A 17,462-nucleotide genomic window follows, 5' to 3' on the forward strand; every position below is an offset into this window, starting at 1 on the left:
AGTACTCAGGTTTTACGAGGTTTCAGGACTTGGCGGTGAAGGCGGCTTCCTGGCCGAAACCGGTCGGCGAGGTGGAGCTTGGGGTCTTGAGGCAGGTGCCGGCGGGGACCAGTTTCCAGGCGTTGGCTTGATCCTTGGTTTTCGAGGTGCCAGCGCAGGAAGTGCCTGCACCCGCGGCGCAATCGTTCTTGCCGGCTTCAGCGACGCCGAAGCATTTCTGCATGTCGTCGGCGGCATGGGCGGTGGTGGTCAGGGCGGACAGGCTCAGGGCGGAACCGAGGGCCAGAACGAGGGTGGCGGCGGACAGTTTGGTCGTCATGGTGTATCTCCAGCAGTGGGTTGAGGTGGCAGGCTTGAATGCTTGCTTGTAGCTCTAGAGCGGGTGAGTAGGATTTCGTTACAGGTCATCTGAAAAAACTTTAAATAAAAAGGGGAGCCGGTTTCCCGGCTCCCCTTGTGTCCAGCATCCATGGGCTTTCTCAGCCGCCCAGGTAGGCCTCGCGCACCTTCGGATCGGTCAGCAACTGCTCGCCAGTGCCCTGCATCACCACCCGGCCGTTTTCCAGCACATAGGCACGGTCAGCGATTTTCAGCGCCTGGTTGGCGTTCTGCTCCACCAGGAACACCGTCACACCGTCCTTGCGCAGCTGTTCGATGATGTCGAAGATCTGCTGGATGATGATCGGTGCCAGGCCCAGTGAAGGTTCGTCCAACAGCAACAGCTTGGGTTTGCTCATCAGCGCCCGTCCGATGGCGAGCATCTGCTGCTCGCCGCCGGACATGGTGCCGCCGCGCTGGATGAAACGTTCCTTGAGCCGAGGGAACAGGTGCAGCACCTTGTCCATCTGCTCCTGGTAGTCGCCCTTGTCGGTGAAGAACCCGCCCATGGCCAGGTTCTCTTCCACGGTCAGGCGCGAGAACACACGACGGCCTTCCGGCACCACCGCAATGCTCTTACGCATGATCTGCGAGGAGTGCTGACCCACCAGTTCCTCACCCATGTAGCGGATGCTGCCACTGTGGGCCTGGGGTGAACCGCACAGGGTCATCAACAGGGTCGATTTGCCGGCACCGTTGGCGCCGATCAGCGTGACGATCTCACCCTGGCGCACTTCCACATTGACGCTGTGCAGGGCCTGGATCTTGCCGTAGAAAGTGGAAACGTTTTCGAATTGCAGCATTTTACGCTTCCCCCAAATAGGCTTTGATCACTTCAGGATTATCGCGGATCTGCTCCGGCGTCCCGTCGGCCAAAGGCGTGCCCTGGTTGATCACCACGATGTGGTCGGAAATGCTCATGACCAGTTTCATGTCGTGTTCGATCAACAGCACGGTGGCGTTGTTTTCCTCACGCAACACGCTGATCAGCGCCTTGAGGTCTTCGGTTTCCTTGGGGTTCAGGCCGGCCGCGGGTTCGTCGAGCATGAGGATCCGCGGGCGGGTCATCATGCAGCGGGCGATTTCCAGGCGACGTTGCTGACCGTAGGCCAGGGTGCCGGCCGGGCGGTTGGCAAACTCGGTGAGGTTGACCTTGTCCAGCCAGTACTCGGCGTACTCCATGGCCTCGCGCTCGCTCTTGCGGAACGCCGGGGTCTTGAACAGGCCTGCGAAGAAGTTGGTGTTCAAGTGACGGTGCTGGGCGATCAGCAGGTTCTCGACCGCCGTCATGTCCTTGAACAACCGCACGTTCTGGAAGGTCCGCACCACACCTTTGCGGGCGATTTCGTGACCGGCCAGGCCCTGGATCGGCTGGCCGTCCAGCAGGATGCTGCCACCGCTCGGCTTGTAGAAACCGGTGAGGCAGTTGAACACCGTAGTCTTGCCGGCGCCGTTGGGGCCGATCAGCGCAACCACTTGTTTCTCTTTGACGGTCAGGGCCACGCCGTTGACCGCCAGCAAGCCGCCGAAGCGCATGCTCAGATTTTCGACTTTCAGGATCTCGCGGCTCATTTGCGCAGCTCCATGTGTGGACGTTGCATGGGCAGCAGGCCTTGAGGACGCCAGATCATCATCAGCACCATCATGGCGCCGAACATCAACATGCGGTATTCGCTGAACTCACGCATCATTTCAGGCAGCAGGATCATCACGATCGCCGCCAGGATCACGCCCAGTTGCGAGCCCATGCCACCCAGTACCACGATGGCGAGGATGATCGCCGACTCAATGAAGGTGAACGACTCCGGCGTCACCAGGCCTTGGCGAGCGGCGAAGAAGCTGCCGGCGAAACCAGCAAACGTTGCCCCGAGGGTGAAGGCCGAAAGCTTGATGACTGTCGGGTTCATGCCCAGTGCACGGCAGGCGATTTCATCTTCGCGCAGCGCTTCCCACGCACGGCCGATCGGCATGCGCAGCAGGCGGTTGATCACGAACAGTGCAGCCAGTGCCAGCAGCAGCGCCACCAGGTACAGGAACACCACTTTGCTCACCGGGTTGTAGTCGATCCCGAAGTACTCGTGGAAGGTCTGCATGCCTTCTGCAGCGCTACGGTCGAACGTCAGCCCGAAGAAGGTGGGCTTGGGGATGCTGCTGATGCCATTGGGCCCGCCGGTGATGTCGGTGAGGTTACGCAGGAACAGACGGATGATTTCACCGAAGCCCAGGGTCACGATCGCCAGGTAGTCACCGCGCAGACGCAACACCGGGAAGCCGAGCAGGAAGCCGAACGTAGCCGCCGCCATGCCCGCCAAGGGCAGACAAATCCAGAAGCCCCAGCCCAGGTAGTGCGAGAGCAGCGCGTAGGTGTAGGCACCCACGGCGTAGAAGCCCACGTAACCCAGGTCGAGCAGGCCGGCCAGGCCCACCACGATGTTCAGGCCAAGGCCCAGCAACACGTAGATCAGGATCAGGGTGGCGATGTCGACCGCACCGCGCGAGCCAAAGAACGGCCAGATCAACGCGGCCACGATCAGGCCGATGATGATGTAGCGCTGGGTACGCGGCAGGGTCAGGAATTGGCTGACCTTGGGCGATACCAACGGGCCACGGTTACCCTTGAACAGGGCGCCGACCTGCTGGGTGAACAGCACGCGCAGGAACATCAGCACCGAACACAAGGCGATGATGGTCAGGGTCACGGGACCGGTGCCATGCACTTCCAGGTTGATGCCGACAATGCTCAGCTTGAGGCCGAGTACCGGAAAGGCCACGGCCCATACCAGCAAGGCGCTGAAAAACGCCGATTTAAGATATCTGCTCATACTTTCTCAACCTCCGGACGGCCCAGGATGCCGGTCGGACGGAACAACAGCACCAGAACCAACAGGCCGAACGCCACGACGTCCTTGTACTGGTCGCCGAAGATATCGGCGCCAAAGGCTTCGGCCACACCCAGCACCAGGCCACCGAGCATCGCGCCCGGGATACTGCCGATGCCGCCCAATACCGCCGCAGTAAAGGCCTTGAGGCCTACGAGGAAACCGGCGTTGGGGTTGATCACGCCGTACTGCATGCTCAGCAGCACCGCCGCAACGGCAGCCAGTGCGGCACCGATCACGAAGGTCAGGGCGATGATGTTGTTGGTGTTGATACCCAGCAGGTTGGCCATCTTGATGTCTTCGGCGCAAGCCCGGCAGGCACGCCCCAGACGGGAGCGAGAGATGAACAGGGTCAGGCCCAGCATCGCCACCAGGGTGACGACAAAGACCAGGATCTGCATGTACGAAATCAGCACTTCTTGTGCGCCACCTGGGCCGAAGGAGATGCTCCCCGGGATCAGGTTGGGAATGGACTTGTCCTTGGAGTCCTGGGACAGCAATACGGTGTTCTGCAGGAAAATCGACATGCCGATGGCGGAAATCAGCGGGATCAGACGGTTGCTGCCACGCAAGGGACGGTAGGCAACGCGCTCGATACTGTAGCCATAGGCACTGGTCACGACGATCGACGCCAGGAACGCGGCGGTCATCAACAGCGGCAGGGAGTGGATACCCATCATGGCCAACCCGGCAAGGGCGATAAAGGCCACGTAGGAACCAATCATGTACACCTCGCCATGGGCGAAGTTGATCATTCCAATGATGCCGTAAACCATTGTGTAGCCAATGGCTATCAAGGCATAGGTGCTGCCAATGGTCAGGCCATTAACCAGCTGTTGGAAAAAATGATAGATCTCAGGCATTACAGCGCTCCTAAAAACCCGATACGCATTTCACTGGTGGAGTCATTTCCGGCTTGTGCCCTGTTCTGTGACCAGGTTGCACAAAGCGTTTGCCAGCGAACCGCTGGTGACGGTTTTAAGATTTTCAGGTGAGCCAGCGCCCGGATCGCGGGTGACAGGCCCATAAACCTCGTAAAACAAAGCCCACTGCTCTCACAGTGGGCTTGTTGGACCAGTAACGCCTGGCTTACTGAGGGGAAACTTCGGTTTTTGGTTTACCGAAGTGCCATTCGTAGACCACGAATTTGAAGTCCTTCAGGTCGCCCTTGGCGTCGAAGCTCAGGTCGCCGGTAGGGGTCTTGAAGGTGCCCGCGTGGATGGCGGCTGCCACTTTGGCGGTGTCTTCGCTCTTCGCTGCGGCGATACCGCCGGCGATCACTTCGATGGCCGAGTAGGCCGGGAACACGAACGGACCGGTTGGGTCCTGCTTGTTCTTGGCGAACTCTTCAACGATGGCTTTGTTGGCCGGGTCGGTGTCGAAGGATTTAGGCAGGGTCACCAGCAGGCCTTCGGAAGCGCCTTGGGCGATTTGCGAGATGGAGTCGTTGCCGACGCCTTCCGGGCCCATGAACTTGGCGTTCAGGCCTTTTTCCTTGGCTTGGCGCAGGATCAGGCCCAGCTCAGGGTGGTAGCCGCCGTAGTACACGAAGTCGACGTTGGCTTGCTTGAGTTTCTGGATGATCGAGGAGAAGTCTTTGTCGCCGGCGTTCAGGCCTTCGAAGACGGCAACCTTGGTGCCTTTTTTCTCGAGGGTCTGTTTAACGGCGGTGGCGATGCCTTCACCGTATTGCTGCTTGTCGTGCAGGACGGCAACGATCTTCGGCTTCACGTGGTCGGCAATGTAGTTGCCGGCGGCTGGGCCTTGGGCGCTGTCCAGGCCGATGGTGCGGAAGATCAGCTTGTAGCCACGGGCGGTGATTTCCGGGCTGGTGGCAGCCGGGGTAATCATGATCACGCCTTCGTCTTCATAGATGTCGGAGGCAGGTTGAGTGGAGCTGGAGCAGAGGTGACCGACCACGAACTTGACGCCGTCGTTGACCACTTTGTTGGCGACGGCAACGGCTTGTTTAGGATCGCAAGCGTCGTCGTATTCCTTGGCCTCAAGCATTTTGCCGTCGACGCCGCCCTTGGCGTTGATGTCGGCGATGGCTTGCTTGGCACCCATGAATTGCATGTCGCCGTATTGCGTCACTGGACCGGTCTTAGGCCCTGCGATACCGATCTTGATGGTGTCGGCTGCGAACGAATGGCCGGCAACCCCAGCCAGGACCATAGCGGCAAACAGTTTGGAAATCTGCTTAGTAGCCTTATTCATAGTGCTCCACTCTTACTGTTGTATTTTTTATAGTTCTAGCGGCCTTGTGAGCTGCAGAACCGGATCAGATATCTCGGATATCCCCCCGGCAGTGCCCTGGCAACTGTACCGGTACAGTGTAGAGCGCCGGTTGATCGCTTGAAAAGCTGGCTGCTGGGGGCAAAACCCGGGTATGTCGCTTAAATGAAAGAAAAAGACAGAATTGCGGCGGGGTGATGCCAGAGTTTCGGGCAATCCTTGGCTTTCCTGACACTTTCTCTCGGTGACTCATTTGCAACTGGGTTTTTCTACCGGGGCCACGACGTTATGATTGCGCCGTTTTTTACTCAGGTGAATTCCCATGACGCAAGAACCTAGCACCCTCTATGCCAAGCTGCTTGGTGAAACCGCCGAAATATCCTGGAAGGAGCTTGAGCCGTTCTTCGCCAAGGGTGCCCTATTGTGGGTCGACGCAGGCCTGGATTTGATCGAAGCCGCCGAGGGAATGGCCGAGGACAACCGCGACAAAGTCGCTGCCTGGCTGGCCTCTGGCAGCCTGGGCGAAGTGTCTGCGACGCGGGCGCTGGACCTGGTGGAGCGCGATCCCAGCCTGTGGGCGGTGGTGGTTTCGCCGTGGATCCTGATCCAGGAAAGGGCAGCGACTTCCCAGTAGGCACTGAAACGGTGCGTGAATTTCAGGTTTGAAAGTGTGTAGCGGGGTAACCGCTGACGCCGTGATGGCATCTTGCCGTGGAGAAAGGTCACAGCCCAGGGTGACGCGCACGTCATGGGAACAGTTTTTCCACGGCTGACAGCGGGGAAGAATTGTTTCTCAGTGTTTAAAAAGCCTGGCGATTGTCGGATCTTGGCGGTAGGAAGACATGGAATTCCGGTAAAGTGCGCAGCCTGTCACCCGGAGCCCATCATGCCGTCTACGCTGCCCCCCTCAGCGAAACCCTCGCACCAGCTGCTCTACCTTATCTACGGTAAACAAGACGTTTACCGGCGTGAAGCCAAATTCAGCATGCTCACTGCCTTGGCACGGCTCAAGCCGGGTGAGTCGCTGTGTATCCGGGTCATGACCGATCGTCCGCAGGATTTTATCGGCTGGCCGGTGGAAACCATCGAGCTGGACGAGCAGACTCTGACCCAATGGCAGGGCGACAACGGTTACCTGCACCGGCGCAAGGCCTGTGCGATCGCCCGAGGCTTGACGCTGGCGGACACCACGCTGTTCGTCGACACCGACACGCTGTTCCTCAAGTCGCCCCATCGCGTCTTCGAACTCATCGGCTCGGGCCAGTATGTGATGGACGAATTCGAGTACGACTGGAGCTATGTCTGCAAACGCCCGGACTACCTCAAGCTGGGCCAGCACCTGCACGCCCACGGCATTTCTGCCAGCAACAGTTTCAAGCTCTACAACAGTGGCCTGTGCGGCTTGCGCGCCAGCGATTCAGCGCTGCTCAAAACCGCGATTGGCCTGATCGACGAGTGGACCCAGGGTTCATTCGACATCCACACCATCGAGCAAGTCGCGATTTCCTTCGCGATGCGTGGCAAGAAGGTGCGCGAGGCCAGGAAGTTCGTTCATCACTATTACGCCGAGAAGCGCTTCTTCCACGCCATGCAGGCGCATTTTTTCAGCCTGCATGGCGAAACCTTCAGTCCTGAGTTGGTGGCGCGTTGCCTGGAGGTGCCGCAGGTCAAGCCCGTGCCATCGGCCTGGCAACGATTGCTTATCAAATGGAAGCTGCGCAATCAGCGCAAACACCTGAAAAGGGTCGGGCGCGACCTGCTCTACGGCAGCGCGGCGCCTGAGAATCCCTATTACGCCGTGTGCCGCCAGGGCTGGTGGGAGTCGGCCTCGCGTGAAATCCGCGGTTGGGATGAGGCTGAACAGAACAAGTTCTTCGGCCCGAACCTGGCTGGCTGGCCCCAGCAACTGCCCCGGCCGATGAAGTCTGCAGACGAACAAGCCATCGTCGATTACCTGCATCAACGAAGAGCCTGAAGACACTGCGACGGCGCCAAACAGCGCCGTCGCCAGGCGTCAGGCGGTCTTGCCGGTGTGGTTATTCAACGAAATAACCTTGGTCTTGCCGATGCGGTGACGGTAGATCTCACGCAGGTATTTGATCGCCTTCTTCACGCAATCCCGTGACAGGCGAATGTCATTGATCGACACGAATTTCTCTTTGTCGTTGATCAGCTCGCGGTACTTCTTCTCATACATCGGCTTGATCGCGTACCAGTTGGTATCGAGGATCTTCGCCGGGTTTTCGAACTCGTTGAGCAGCTCGTCGATACGGTCTTCGTCGAAGTCCTCGTGGATGATGAAATCCAGGATCGAGTTATCCAGGGTGTCATCGAACCGGTACGGGTTGCGCGCAAAGCAGCGCTTGATAAACGCCACGATCAAGGTAAGGAAGTCATCCGAGAGGCACGGGCTTTTCGCGATCAGGGTAGTCAGCGACAGGTTGGCCGAGGCGCCGATTACCAGGGCATAGCGCTTGAGGGTGGTGTTGGGGAACAGGCTGTTGAGGTGGGTCTTGAGCCGGTTCAGGTCCATGTAGGACAGTTTGTAGTCCTTGGGTAACGAAACAATCGACACCACCGACGAGCAGTTCTTGAAGAAGTGCAGGTCATGCAACGCGGCTGCGTCGTAGCCCGAATTCTTGTACTGCTCCAGCGACGCCTTGTAGCGCTTGGATTCGATCGGCAGCAGGCTGATGCCTTCGATGGCCTGGGTGACTTTGTTGAAGTGCGGCAGGTCGATGGAGCGGAAGAACAGGTCATCGATGTTCAGGCGTTGCGGCTCTTTCTCGAATACCTTGAACTTGTCGCTCGACGGCGCCGGGGTTTCCGGGACGACGGACTCGGCGTAGGCAATCGCCACCGGGCCGGCCAGGCTCATGAACAGGTCGTTGGCATCCAGGCGGATGGTTTCGCCGATGTCGATCCCGGCGCGCCGGAAGTAGTTCTGGTCGTAGTCGGTGGTCACGGCCTGTGCAGTGAGGATGTTGAAAATCTGCTGGGAAATGTACTGGTTGGCGTGTTTTTCCATGGCATTGACGTCAATGTTCTGGATGTTGCCGTCATCGCTCTCTTCGGCATAACGCATGATGTCGTTGGAGATCAGCATCATCGCGTTCCACGGCCGGATGCGCCCCTTCACGCTGGCTTCGCTGCTGTCTTCATTGGCGAAGTTGTACGAGAAATCCCATTCTTCCGACAGGTATTTGCACAGCAGGCGCCCGGCGTTGATGTGCAGCGCCTCGGACATTTCGCTGCGGTGGTCGGAAATGTTCGGCAGCACGCAAATGCCGCTGGTGAAGATAGGCTCGAACACAAAGGCATGGCCGCTTTTGCTGTCGTGCTCGTCGGCGGGCTTGGTGTCGAACGTCTTGTTCATGTACGAGTGTTGCTGGGCCAGGCCGAATTCCGAGGCCATGCCCGAGCCGGTGCCACCGCCGGCGCTGAAGATCGAGAAGTACAGGCGCGACTGGTTGGCCTTGATGCCGCACGAGTCGATCAGGTACGAGTGGATCATCTTCCAGTCAGGGCTGGAAAAACGCTGGGTGTCTTTATTGAGGATGATCTTGGCCAGGTACTGGCCGAGGATCGGCGCGTTACCGGCACCACCGGCATGGACTTCGGACAGGTCCATGATTTTCATCTTGCTGTAGTCGCGCAAAAAGCCGCTTTTTTCGCCCTTGCGCGAGAAACGGATACGCCCGGCGATGTCCTTGTCCAGGTCGCCAAGCATTACCAGCGGTTCCACCAGGAACACCGGTTTGCTGGCCTTGCCGCTGCCCAGGCGCAGGTTGTTGCGGATCCATTGGGCCGGGCTGTAACCCTTGTCCTGCGACTTGTCTTCGTTGCTGAATTCGTTGAGGTAGAACTTGCGCGCGTTGTACACCAGTTCCGCCACATCGAGCGCGATGTTGGAACCACAGCGGCCCAGGCCGATCAGGCACACCGAGGGAAATTCCTGCTCGTTGCGCGGATCGTTGTCGCCTTCCAGATGGGGGGCGCGCGGGAACACCATGTCGCGCAGGCCATCGAGGTTGTCGAGGATGCGGTCGGTATTGGTTTCGGTGAAGTACAAGTATTGCTGAGTGGCCAGCGGGCGGGCGGTGCTCAATGACTTTGAACCTGAGGGTGTGTCCGCAGGAGCTGGGAGCAACACGTCGGATACCACGGTGGCAGAGTTATTTTTAGAAGTCATTGTGCGCCATGTGCCTGGGCGGATGGCTGAAAGTATCAAAGGGCCATCACGGAATGGGAGTTCGCGACTTTACAGTGCGTCCTTGTCCTGGGCGAGGGGGCTAGAACCCTAGTGTTTTCGGGGAAAACCTGGCCGGACTCTGATGAATCGGCCGTTCGTCGGCGTTCTTTAGGCAAATGATGGCGAAATGCCAAAGATTCGGCGTCAGCGAATTGGCCTGACGATGGACGTGGAGCCGCCACGGCTTGGCGAGGGCTCTTTCGGCGTACGGCTGTCCGTGGTACTCACCCCGCTTGGTGAGTGGAGCGGATTGCGCATGTTGATGCCTTGCATTACACCGATGATGTCACTGGCTGGCACCGCCGGACTCAGCAGGTAACCCTGGACGAAATCACAGCCATGCTGGTGCAGCAGCTCGAACTGGGCCTGGGTTTCCACGCCTTCGGTCACCACCTGCAAGTGCAGGGTGTGGGCCATGCCGATCACCGCCTGGACGATCTCGATATCGGCGGTGGATTTGGGAATATCCTGGATAAACGAGCGGTCGATCTTCAGGGTGTTGAGGGGCAAGCGCTTGAGGTAAGCGAGGGATGAGTAGCCGGTGCCAAAGTCATCGATGGCCAGTGACACACCCAGCGCGCGGATTTGCCGCAGCAACGCCAAAGTACTGCTGATGTTGCCCATCAGGGCGTTTTCGGTGACTTCCAGTTCCAGGCGGTTGGCGCCGATCCCGCTGAAGCGCAACGCGTCTTCGATTTCATCCGCCAGCTCATCGCGGGCCAGGTTCAGGGCCGAGCAGTTCACCGCCATGGTCAGGTCGGTATAACCCCGTTCCGACAGCAGGCTCAGGTCATGACAGGCTTGGCGCAGTACCCAGTGGTCCAGTTCGGCAATCAGGCCGTTGCTTTCGGCGATGCCGATAAAGCGGTCCGGAGCCAGTAGACCGTGCTGTGGGTGTTGCCAGCGTACCAAGGCTTCCAGTCGCGTGACCTTGCCCAGTTTCATGTCGAAGATCGGTTGATAGAACAGCACCAGTTGGTTACGGGTGCGCAGGGCGCCGCGCAGTTCCTCTTCCAGTTGCAGTTCAAGGAACGCGCGGGTTTTCAGGTTGGAGCTGAAGAAGTTCAGGCTGTTGCGCCCGGCATCCTTGGACTGATACAGCGCCAGGTCGGCGGTTTTCAACAGCTCTTCGCACGTCAGGCCGTCATCGGGAAACAGGCTGATACCGATGCTGGTGGTCATCACCATGCGCCGGCCGGCCAGTTCGATGGGTTCTTTCATCTGCTGCATGATGCGTTGGGCCAGGTGCCGGGCTTCGTCGCGGTGGTGGATGCTGATCAAGATGCAGAACTCATCGCCGCCAAACCGCGCCACCACATCGGCGTGGCTGCGTACCGAGCCCTTGATGTGCCCGGCCAGCACGGTGAGCAACTGGTCGCCGGCGTCATGCCCGAGGCTGTCGTTGATGCGTTTGAAGTGATCGATATCAAGAAAGATCACCGCCATCATGCCGTGGGAGGCGGTTTTTTCGGCGAGCTTTTCCGCGAAGATCTGGTTGAAGCCTCTTCGGTTGAGCAGGCTGGTCAAGGCGTCGTAGTGGGCCACCTGTTGCAGCGAGGCGCGGGCCTGGTCCAGTTCGCTGAGCAGGGCATTGACCCGACGTAGATCGCGTTCCTTATGTTGCAGTTTCTTGTCAGCCAGGGCCGCGCTGATGCTGCTGCCGATCACCAGCAGGGTGATGACGGCGACCGACAAGCCCAGTTGAATCGGATTGTTGTCCAGTGGCAGCGACAAGTCCGCCCCCGTCGGCACCATCAGGCGCATAGCGGCCATGCCGGTGAAGTGCATGCTCAGGATGCCCGCGCCGAGCACCAGACTGGCGGCATATTTAAGCAACTGGTGGAACACCCCGGCACCGTTGCGCAGGTAACTCGACAGCAGCAAGGCCGCCAGGCTTGCGCCGATGGCAATGCCGATCGAGGCCATGAACAGTTTCGTTTCGAAATACACCTGTGCCTGGGAGCGCATGGCCGACATGCCGACGTAATGCATCAAGGCGATGCCGATGCCCATCCACACCGACGCCAGCAAATACTGGTGGAAGCGCAGGTGGGAGTGACTCAGGGTTTGCATGGCGATCAGCGACGCGATCAACGCGATCAGCAAGGACGCGAACGTCATAAGCAGTTCGTAATGGATGGCAATCGGGGCCTGGAAGGCCAGCATGCTGATGAAATGGGTGGACCAGATCCCGCCCGCCAGGCACCCGGCACCGAGCCAGCGCCAGTGGCGACGCGCGGTGGGGTCTTCGACATGGCCGACGCGTTCGGCCATGTCCAGCGTGCCGAAACCTGCCGCGCAGGCGACCAGGTAGGCCAGAAGCACCAAAAAGGGGTTATGACTGCAGTTGAGTAATAAGTGCCCGCTCTCTGGAAGCTCGGTAAAAAAATGCAGACCCAGCCATTCCATAGCATGTCCCGTCATAGCGTCACGTCACTGCCTACGGCGATGACCTATGAGGACCAGTGTAGACGCGTAGGAAAATTCGCAAGGTGTAATGGCACTTTGCTTCTCTACGATTTTGGCATTCCATCCATAGCGTTTGATGCTAAGCGCTGATGGGCAGCTCCAGTTCGAACGGTGCTTCCAATGGCGCCAGGCCAAATGCCGCGCGGGCTGCATCGCAATCGGCGTTGTGCACGCCTTCATACCAGGAGGACTCGAATTCGCGGCACACACTGGAGCGCTGATCGTAGATCGTGCAGCGGGTGCCTTGGCCCACTTCCCCTTCAAGGCTGCAGCAGCGCGCCGGTTTCTGGTCGGTGCCGATCATCGCCACGCGGGTGGGGTTGATCTGCACCACCAGATCGTCGGGCACCGTCCCCCCCGATGAGGCGCACTCGCCCCAGAAGAAAGACACGCGAAAGTGTGAACAGCAGGCACCGCAATTCAGACACGGACTGGCTTCGGACATGGGCGTCATCGATAAGAAAAGTAGGGGTGGGGTGTTACGGAAGGCTCGCCATTCTATCCGGGCCATGGCCGTTGGGAAGGGGGGCAGGCACTTATATTTTTGTAGGCCAAGTCCCGTGCTGCCGGGTGAAATCATGCCCTATCAGCTTTACGAATCATTACAGACAACCGGGGGCTGGCTGACTATGTTGCAGGTACCGGGCAGGATGCATCGGGCATCGCAGCTCTCATAACAATAAAAGAGACGGACCCATGCAGAACTCGACCCAAGCGGCGAATGCCTGGCGCATTCTGTTCCTGCTGTTCCTCGCTAATCTGTTCAATTTTTTTGATCGCACGATTCCGGCGATTATCATCGAGCCAATCCGCATGGAATGGCACTTGAGCGACTTCCAGCTCGGCATCATCGGCACCGCCTTCACCATCGTCTACGCCATTGCCGGCCTGCCCCTGGGGCGCCTGGCCGATACCGGCTCGCGCAGCAAACTGATGGGTTGGGGCCTGTTCGCCTGGAGCGGGCTGACGGCGGTCAATGGCATGGTCGGCAGTTTCTGGACGTTTTTGCTGGTGCGCATGGGCATCGGCATTGGCGAAGCCAGCTATGCGCCGGCGGCCAACTCGCTGATTGGCGACCTGTTCCCGGCGCACCGTCGCGCGCGGGCCATGGGCATTTTCATGCTGGGCCTGCCCTTGGGGCTGTTGCTGGCGTTCTTCACCATCGGCTGGATGGTCAAGGCGTTCGACAGCTGGCGCGCACCGTTCTTTATCGCGGCGGTACCGGGGATGATCCTGGCGGTGTTCATGTTCTATATCAAGGAGCCCAAGCGCGGCGCCGCCGAAACCGTGCAGGTTTCCCAGGAGCGCGTCGACCGCCCGATCCGCCGCGTACTGGCGGTGCCGACCTTCCTGTGGCTGGTGCTGGCCGGGCTGTGCTTCAACTTTGCGACCTACGCCTGCAACTCGTTCCTGGTGCCGATGCTGCAGCGTTATTTCCTGATGCCGTTGCAGGAAGCGGCCGTCGCCACGGGCGTCATCGTCGGGTTGACCGGCCTGGTAGGCCTGACGTTAGGCGGCTGGGTCGCTGACAAGATCCACCAGCGGGTTGCCAATGGTCGCCTGTTGTTCGCCGCGTTCAGCCTGATCATCTCCACCGTGACCACCGCCTGGGCGTTGCACGCCGGGCGTATCGAGATTGGTGTGTTTGTGGCGCTGTTCAGCGTGGGTTGGTTGTTCGCCTATAACTTCTACACCTGCGTGTACACGGCGATCCAGGACGTGGTCGAACCGCGCCTGCGCGCCACGGCCATGGCGCTGTTTTTTGCCGGGTTGTACTTGCTGGGCGGTGGGATGGGGCCGATCGTGGTGGGCGGGCTCTCCGATCATTTCGCCCATTCAGCGATGTATGCGGCCGGGGCGGAACAGATGACTGAAGCGTATAAAGCGGTGGGGTTGCATGACGCCATGTACCTGATCCCGGTGGCGCTGTTCTTGACCATGCTGTTTCTGTTCCAGGCGTCGCGCAGTTTTGTGCGCGATGCCAAGAAGATGAAGGAGGGGTTGAGCGGGGTGGAGTTGCCGGCTGCGGCGGCGACAGCTTGAGATTACCCGTGGCGAGCGGGCTTGTTGTGGCGAGCGGGCTTGCCCCGCGTTGGGCTGCGAAGCGGCCCTAAATCCGGCTCCACGTTTTGTCTGAATAAAACGCGGTGATCTTATTAGGGCCGCTGCGCAGCCCAACGCGGGGCAAGCCCGCTCGCCACAGGCTTTCCCTTTTTAGCAGGGTAGGGGGGATATCAGCCCGCCACTAGCACCCGAATCGCTTCCAGTCGCAGCGCCGCCTTATCCAGCATCGCCAAACCTTGCTCACGTTGGGCACGCAAGGCCACCAACTCACTGTCACGCACGGTCGGGTTGACCGCTTGCAACGCGGTCAGGCGTGCCAGTTCTTCGTCGGTGTCTGCTGCCAGGCGACGCTTGGCCTCGGCCACGCGCTCGGCATGTTGCGGGGTGATCTTCTCTTCACCGGCATTGATCCGTGGCGTCAGCTGGTCGCGCTGGGCCTGGATGAACTTGTTGGCGCTGGCCCGTGGCACGCTTTCCAGCTGGTCGTTGAGGGTCACGAACGACACACGGCTCGACAGGTCGTTGCCGTTGGCATCCAGCAGGCAGCGCAGGGCGGCCGGCGGCAGGTAGCGGCCCAGTTGCAGCGAGCGCGGGGCGACCACTTCGCTGACGTAGAGCAGTTCCAACAACACGGTGCCCGGCTTCAGCGCCTTGTTCTTGATCAGCGCCACGGCGGTGTTGCCCATGGAACCGGACAGCACCAGGTCCATGCCGCCTTGCACCATCGGGTGTTCCCAGGTGATGAACTGCATGTCTTCGCGCGACAGCGCCTGGTTGCGGTCGTAGGTGATGGTCACGCCTTCGTCGTCGCCCAGGGGGAAGCTGGCGTCGAGCATTTTTTCGCTGGGCTTGAGGATCAGCGCGTTTTCAGAATGGTCTTCGCTGTCGATGCCGAACGCGTCGAACAGGGTTTCCATGTAGATCGGCAGGGCGAACTGGTCGTCTTGCTCCAGAATGTCCTCGACCAGCGCATCACCTTCACCCGCGCCGCCGGAGTTGAGTTCCAGCAGGCGGTCGCGACCAGTGTGCAGCTCTTCTTCAAGACGCTCGCGCTCGGCACGGGCCTCGTCGATCAGGGCTTGCCACTCGCCGTCGTCGGCGTTTTCCAGCAGCGGCAGCAGGCGTGGGCCGAACTGATGCTGCAAGGCGTTGCCGGTCGGGCAGGTGTTGAGGAAGGCGTTGAGCGCTTCGTGGTACCACTGGAACAAGCGCTCTTGTGGGCTGGTTTCCAGGTACGGCACGTGCAGTTCGATCACGTGTTTCTGACCGATCCGGTCCAGACGGCCGATGCGCTGTTCCAGCAAATCGGGGTGGGACGGCAGGTCGAACAGCACCAGGTGATGGGAGAATTGGAAGTTGCGGCCTTCACTGCCGATTTCCGAGCAGATCAATACCTGGGCGCCAAACTCTTCATCGGCGAAGTAGGCGGCGGCGCGGTCACGTTCGAGGATGTTCATACCCTCGTGGAACACCGTGGCCGGAATACCGGAGCGCACGCGCAGCGCGTCTTCCAGGTCCATCGCGGTTTCGGCGTGGGCGCAGATCACCAGGACCTTGGTGCGCTTGAGCATTTTGAGCTGGTCGATCAGCCACTCGACGCGGGGGTCGAAGCGCCACCAGCGGTTTTCTTCTTCGATGTCCGGTTGCGACTGGAAGCTGACTTCCGGGTACAGCTCGGCGTGTTCGCCCAGCGGCAACTCCAGGTATTCGTCCGGGTTTGGCAGCGGGTAAGCGTGCAGCTTGCGCTCGGGGAAACCTTGCACGGCGGCGCGGGTGTTGCGAAACAGAACGCGGCCGGTGCCGTGACGGTCGAGCAGCTCGCGCACCAGGCGTGCGCTGGCTTCGGTGTCGCCATCGTTGACGGCGGTCAGCAGGGCTTCGCCTTCGTCACCGAGGAAACCCTGGATGGTCTTGTGTGCGACAGGGGAGAGGCGACCCTTGTCCAGCAGCTCCTGCACGGCTTCGGCGACCGGGCGATAGTTCTCGCTTTCGGCGCGGAAGGCGGCGAGGTCGTGGAAACGGTTCGGGTCGAGCAGGCGCAGGCGTGCGAAGTGGCTGTCCTGGCCCAATTGCTCCGGGGTGGCGGTCAGCAGCAGCACGCCCGGAATCACTTCGGCCAATTGCTCGACCAGTGCGTATTCGGGGCTGGCCTTTTCTTCGTGCCACACCAAGTGGTGGGCTTCGTCGACGACCAGCAGGTCCCAGCCGGCGGCGAACAGTGCGTCCTGGGCCTTCTCGTCGTCCACCAGCCATTCCAGCGCGACCAGGGCGAGTTGGGTGTCTTCGAACGGGTTGGTGGCATCGCTTTCGATAAAGCGTTCTTCGTCGAACAGCGCAACCTGCAGGTTGAAGCGGCGGCGCATTTCCACCAGCCATTGGTGCTGCAGGTTTTCCGGGACCAGGATCAACACGCGGTTGGCACGGCCCGACAGCAGCTGGCGATGGATCACCAGACCGGCTTCGATGGTCTTGCCCAGGCCCACTTCGTCGGCCAGCAACACCCGTGGCGCGATACGGTCAGCGACTTCACGGGCGATGTGCAGTTGGTGAGCAATAGGTTGCGCACGCACGCCACCCAGGCCCCACAAGGAAGACTGCAATTGGCGGCTGGTGTGTTCCAGGGTGTGGTAGCGCAGCGAGAACCAGGCTAGCGGGTCGATCTGCCCGGCGAACAGACGGTCGCTGGCCAGGCGGAACTGGATGAAGTTGGACAGTTGGGTTTCCGGCAGGGTGACCTGCTCGTTCTGCCCATTGAGGCCGTGGTACACCAGCAGGCCGTCGACGTCGTCGACTTCCTGTACGGTCATTTTCCAGCCTTCGAAGTGGGTGATGCTGTCACCCGGCGAAAACCTCACACGCGTGAGGGGCGCATTCCGTAGCGCATACTGGCGAGTGTCGCCAGTGGCCGGATAGAGCACGGTCAACAAGCGGCCGTCCTGTGCCAGAACGGTGCCTAACCCCAGCTCTGCTTCGCTGTCACTAATCCAGCGTTGCCCCGGTTGATACTGCTGCGCCATGCTGCCTGACTCCCGCCGTGAAAAAGCCGACTATCTTAACGGAACAAGCCCCCACGCCCAAGGACTCTGACAAAAACTACTCCGTTTGCGTGGGGGGCCGGAAGCCGAATCGACGGGTGGCGGGCACTTGGGAGTGTCGACTGGGTCACAGCTTGGCGAGCCTGCGCT

13 protein-coding genes are annotated in these 17,462 nt (G+C 60.1%); 3 read left to right on the forward strand and 10 right to left on the reverse strand.

Features of this window, described 5'->3' with window-relative positions; translation table 11 throughout:
- Nucleotides 1-22: 22 nt before the first annotated feature.
- The 6 genes from OZ428_RS08420 to OZ428_RS08450 form a co-directional block, all read right to left on the reverse strand.
- The gene (locus OZ428_RS08420) at nucleotides 23-319 is read right to left on the reverse strand and encodes a BufA1 family periplasmic bufferin-type metallophore (RefSeq protein ID WP_012722651.1); all 297 of its coding nucleotides are present in this window, start codon (nucleotides 317-319) and stop codon (nucleotides 23-25) included.
- Nucleotides 320-479: 160 nt separating this feature from the next.
- A complete protein-coding gene (locus tag OZ428_RS08430; RefSeq protein WP_133074393.1) occupies nucleotides 480-1,181 on the reverse strand; it encodes an ABC transporter ATP-binding protein in 702 nt (233 codons plus the stop codon).
- A gap of 1 nt (nucleotide 1,182) precedes the next feature.
- The gene (livG, locus tag OZ428_RS08435) at nucleotides 1,183-1,950 is read right to left on the reverse strand and encodes a high-affinity branched-chain amino acid ABC transporter ATP-binding protein LivG (protein ID WP_016975067.1); all 768 of its coding nucleotides are present in this window, start codon (nucleotides 1,948-1,950) and stop codon (nucleotides 1,183-1,185) included.
- Nucleotides 1,947-3,200 (reverse strand): high-affinity branched-chain amino acid ABC transporter permease LivM, encoded by a 1,254-nt coding sequence (locus tag OZ428_RS08440; protein ID WP_016975068.1) that lies wholly within the window; start codon nucleotides 3,198-3,200, stop codon nucleotides 1,947-1,949. Before OZ428_RS08440 ends, livG begins: the two co-directional genes overlap by 4 nt.
- Nucleotides 3,197-4,120 carry a high-affinity branched-chain amino acid ABC transporter permease LivH gene (gene livH / locus OZ428_RS08445; protein WP_028619257.1) on the reverse strand — a complete coding sequence of 308 codons (924 nt, stop codon included), beginning with the start codon at nucleotides 4,118-4,120 and terminating at the stop codon, nucleotides 3,197-3,199. Before livH ends, OZ428_RS08440 begins: the two co-directional genes overlap by 4 nt.
- Nucleotides 4,121-4,346: 226 nt before the next feature.
- On the reverse strand, nucleotides 4,347-5,474 hold the full coding sequence (locus tag OZ428_RS08450; RefSeq protein ID WP_016975069.1) for a branched-chain amino acid ABC transporter substrate-binding protein: 1,128 nt from the start codon (nucleotides 5,472-5,474) through the stop codon (nucleotides 4,347-4,349).
- 340 nt (nucleotides 5,475-5,814) lie between these two features.
- On the opposite strand from OZ428_RS08450, the gene OZ428_RS08455 reads away from it, so the two are divergent.
- Nucleotides 5,815-6,126, forward strand: coding sequence for a DUF2288 domain-containing protein (locus OZ428_RS08455; RefSeq protein WP_133074392.1), 312 nt, complete (start codon nucleotides 5,815-5,817; stop codon nucleotides 6,124-6,126).
- Between the two features lie 252 nt (nucleotides 6,127-6,378).
- A complete protein-coding gene (locus OZ428_RS08460; RefSeq protein ID WP_133074391.1) occupies nucleotides 6,379-7,467 on the forward strand; it encodes a hypothetical protein in 1,089 nt (362 codons plus the stop codon).
- Nucleotides 7,468-7,506: 39 nt separating this feature from the next.
- Here OZ428_RS08460 and OZ428_RS08465 read toward each other — a convergent pair whose 3' ends face one another.
- The 3 genes from OZ428_RS08465 to OZ428_RS08475 form a co-directional block, all read right to left on the reverse strand.
- A complete protein-coding gene (locus tag OZ428_RS08465; protein ID WP_033902739.1) occupies nucleotides 7,507-9,684 on the reverse strand; it encodes a hypothetical protein in 2,178 nt (725 codons plus the stop codon).
- Nucleotides 9,685-9,888: 204 nt separating this feature from the next.
- Nucleotides 9,889-12,153, reverse strand: coding sequence for a putative bifunctional diguanylate cyclase/phosphodiesterase (locus OZ428_RS08470; RefSeq protein ID WP_269133105.1), 2,265 nt, complete (start codon nucleotides 12,151-12,153; stop codon nucleotides 9,889-9,891).
- A gap of 139 nt (nucleotides 12,154-12,292) precedes the next feature.
- Nucleotides 12,293-12,658, reverse strand: coding sequence for a YkgJ family cysteine cluster protein (locus tag OZ428_RS08475; RefSeq protein ID WP_269133106.1), 366 nt, complete (start codon nucleotides 12,656-12,658; stop codon nucleotides 12,293-12,295).
- Between the two features lie 251 nt (nucleotides 12,659-12,909).
- Between OZ428_RS08475 and OZ428_RS08480 the strand changes: the two genes are divergently transcribed.
- Nucleotides 12,910-14,256 carry a spinster family MFS transporter gene (locus tag OZ428_RS08480; protein WP_269133107.1) on the forward strand — a complete coding sequence of 449 codons (1,347 nt, stop codon included), beginning with the start codon at nucleotides 12,910-12,912 and terminating at the stop codon, nucleotides 14,254-14,256.
- A 191-nt stretch (nucleotides 14,257-14,447) separates the two neighbouring features.
- On the opposite strand, the gene rapA is transcribed toward OZ428_RS08480, so the two are convergent.
- Nucleotides 14,448-17,294 (reverse strand): RNA polymerase-associated protein RapA, encoded by a 2,847-nt coding sequence (gene rapA / locus OZ428_RS08485; RefSeq protein ID WP_133074387.1) that lies wholly within the window; start codon nucleotides 17,292-17,294, stop codon nucleotides 14,448-14,450.
- Between the last annotated feature and the right edge of the window lie 168 nt (nucleotides 17,295-17,462).

This window comes from Pseudomonas sp. GXZC (genome assembly GCF_026967615.1).
Classification (GTDB): Bacteria; Pseudomonadota; Gammaproteobacteria; order Pseudomonadales; family Pseudomonadaceae; genus Aquipseudomonas; species Aquipseudomonas azotoformans_A.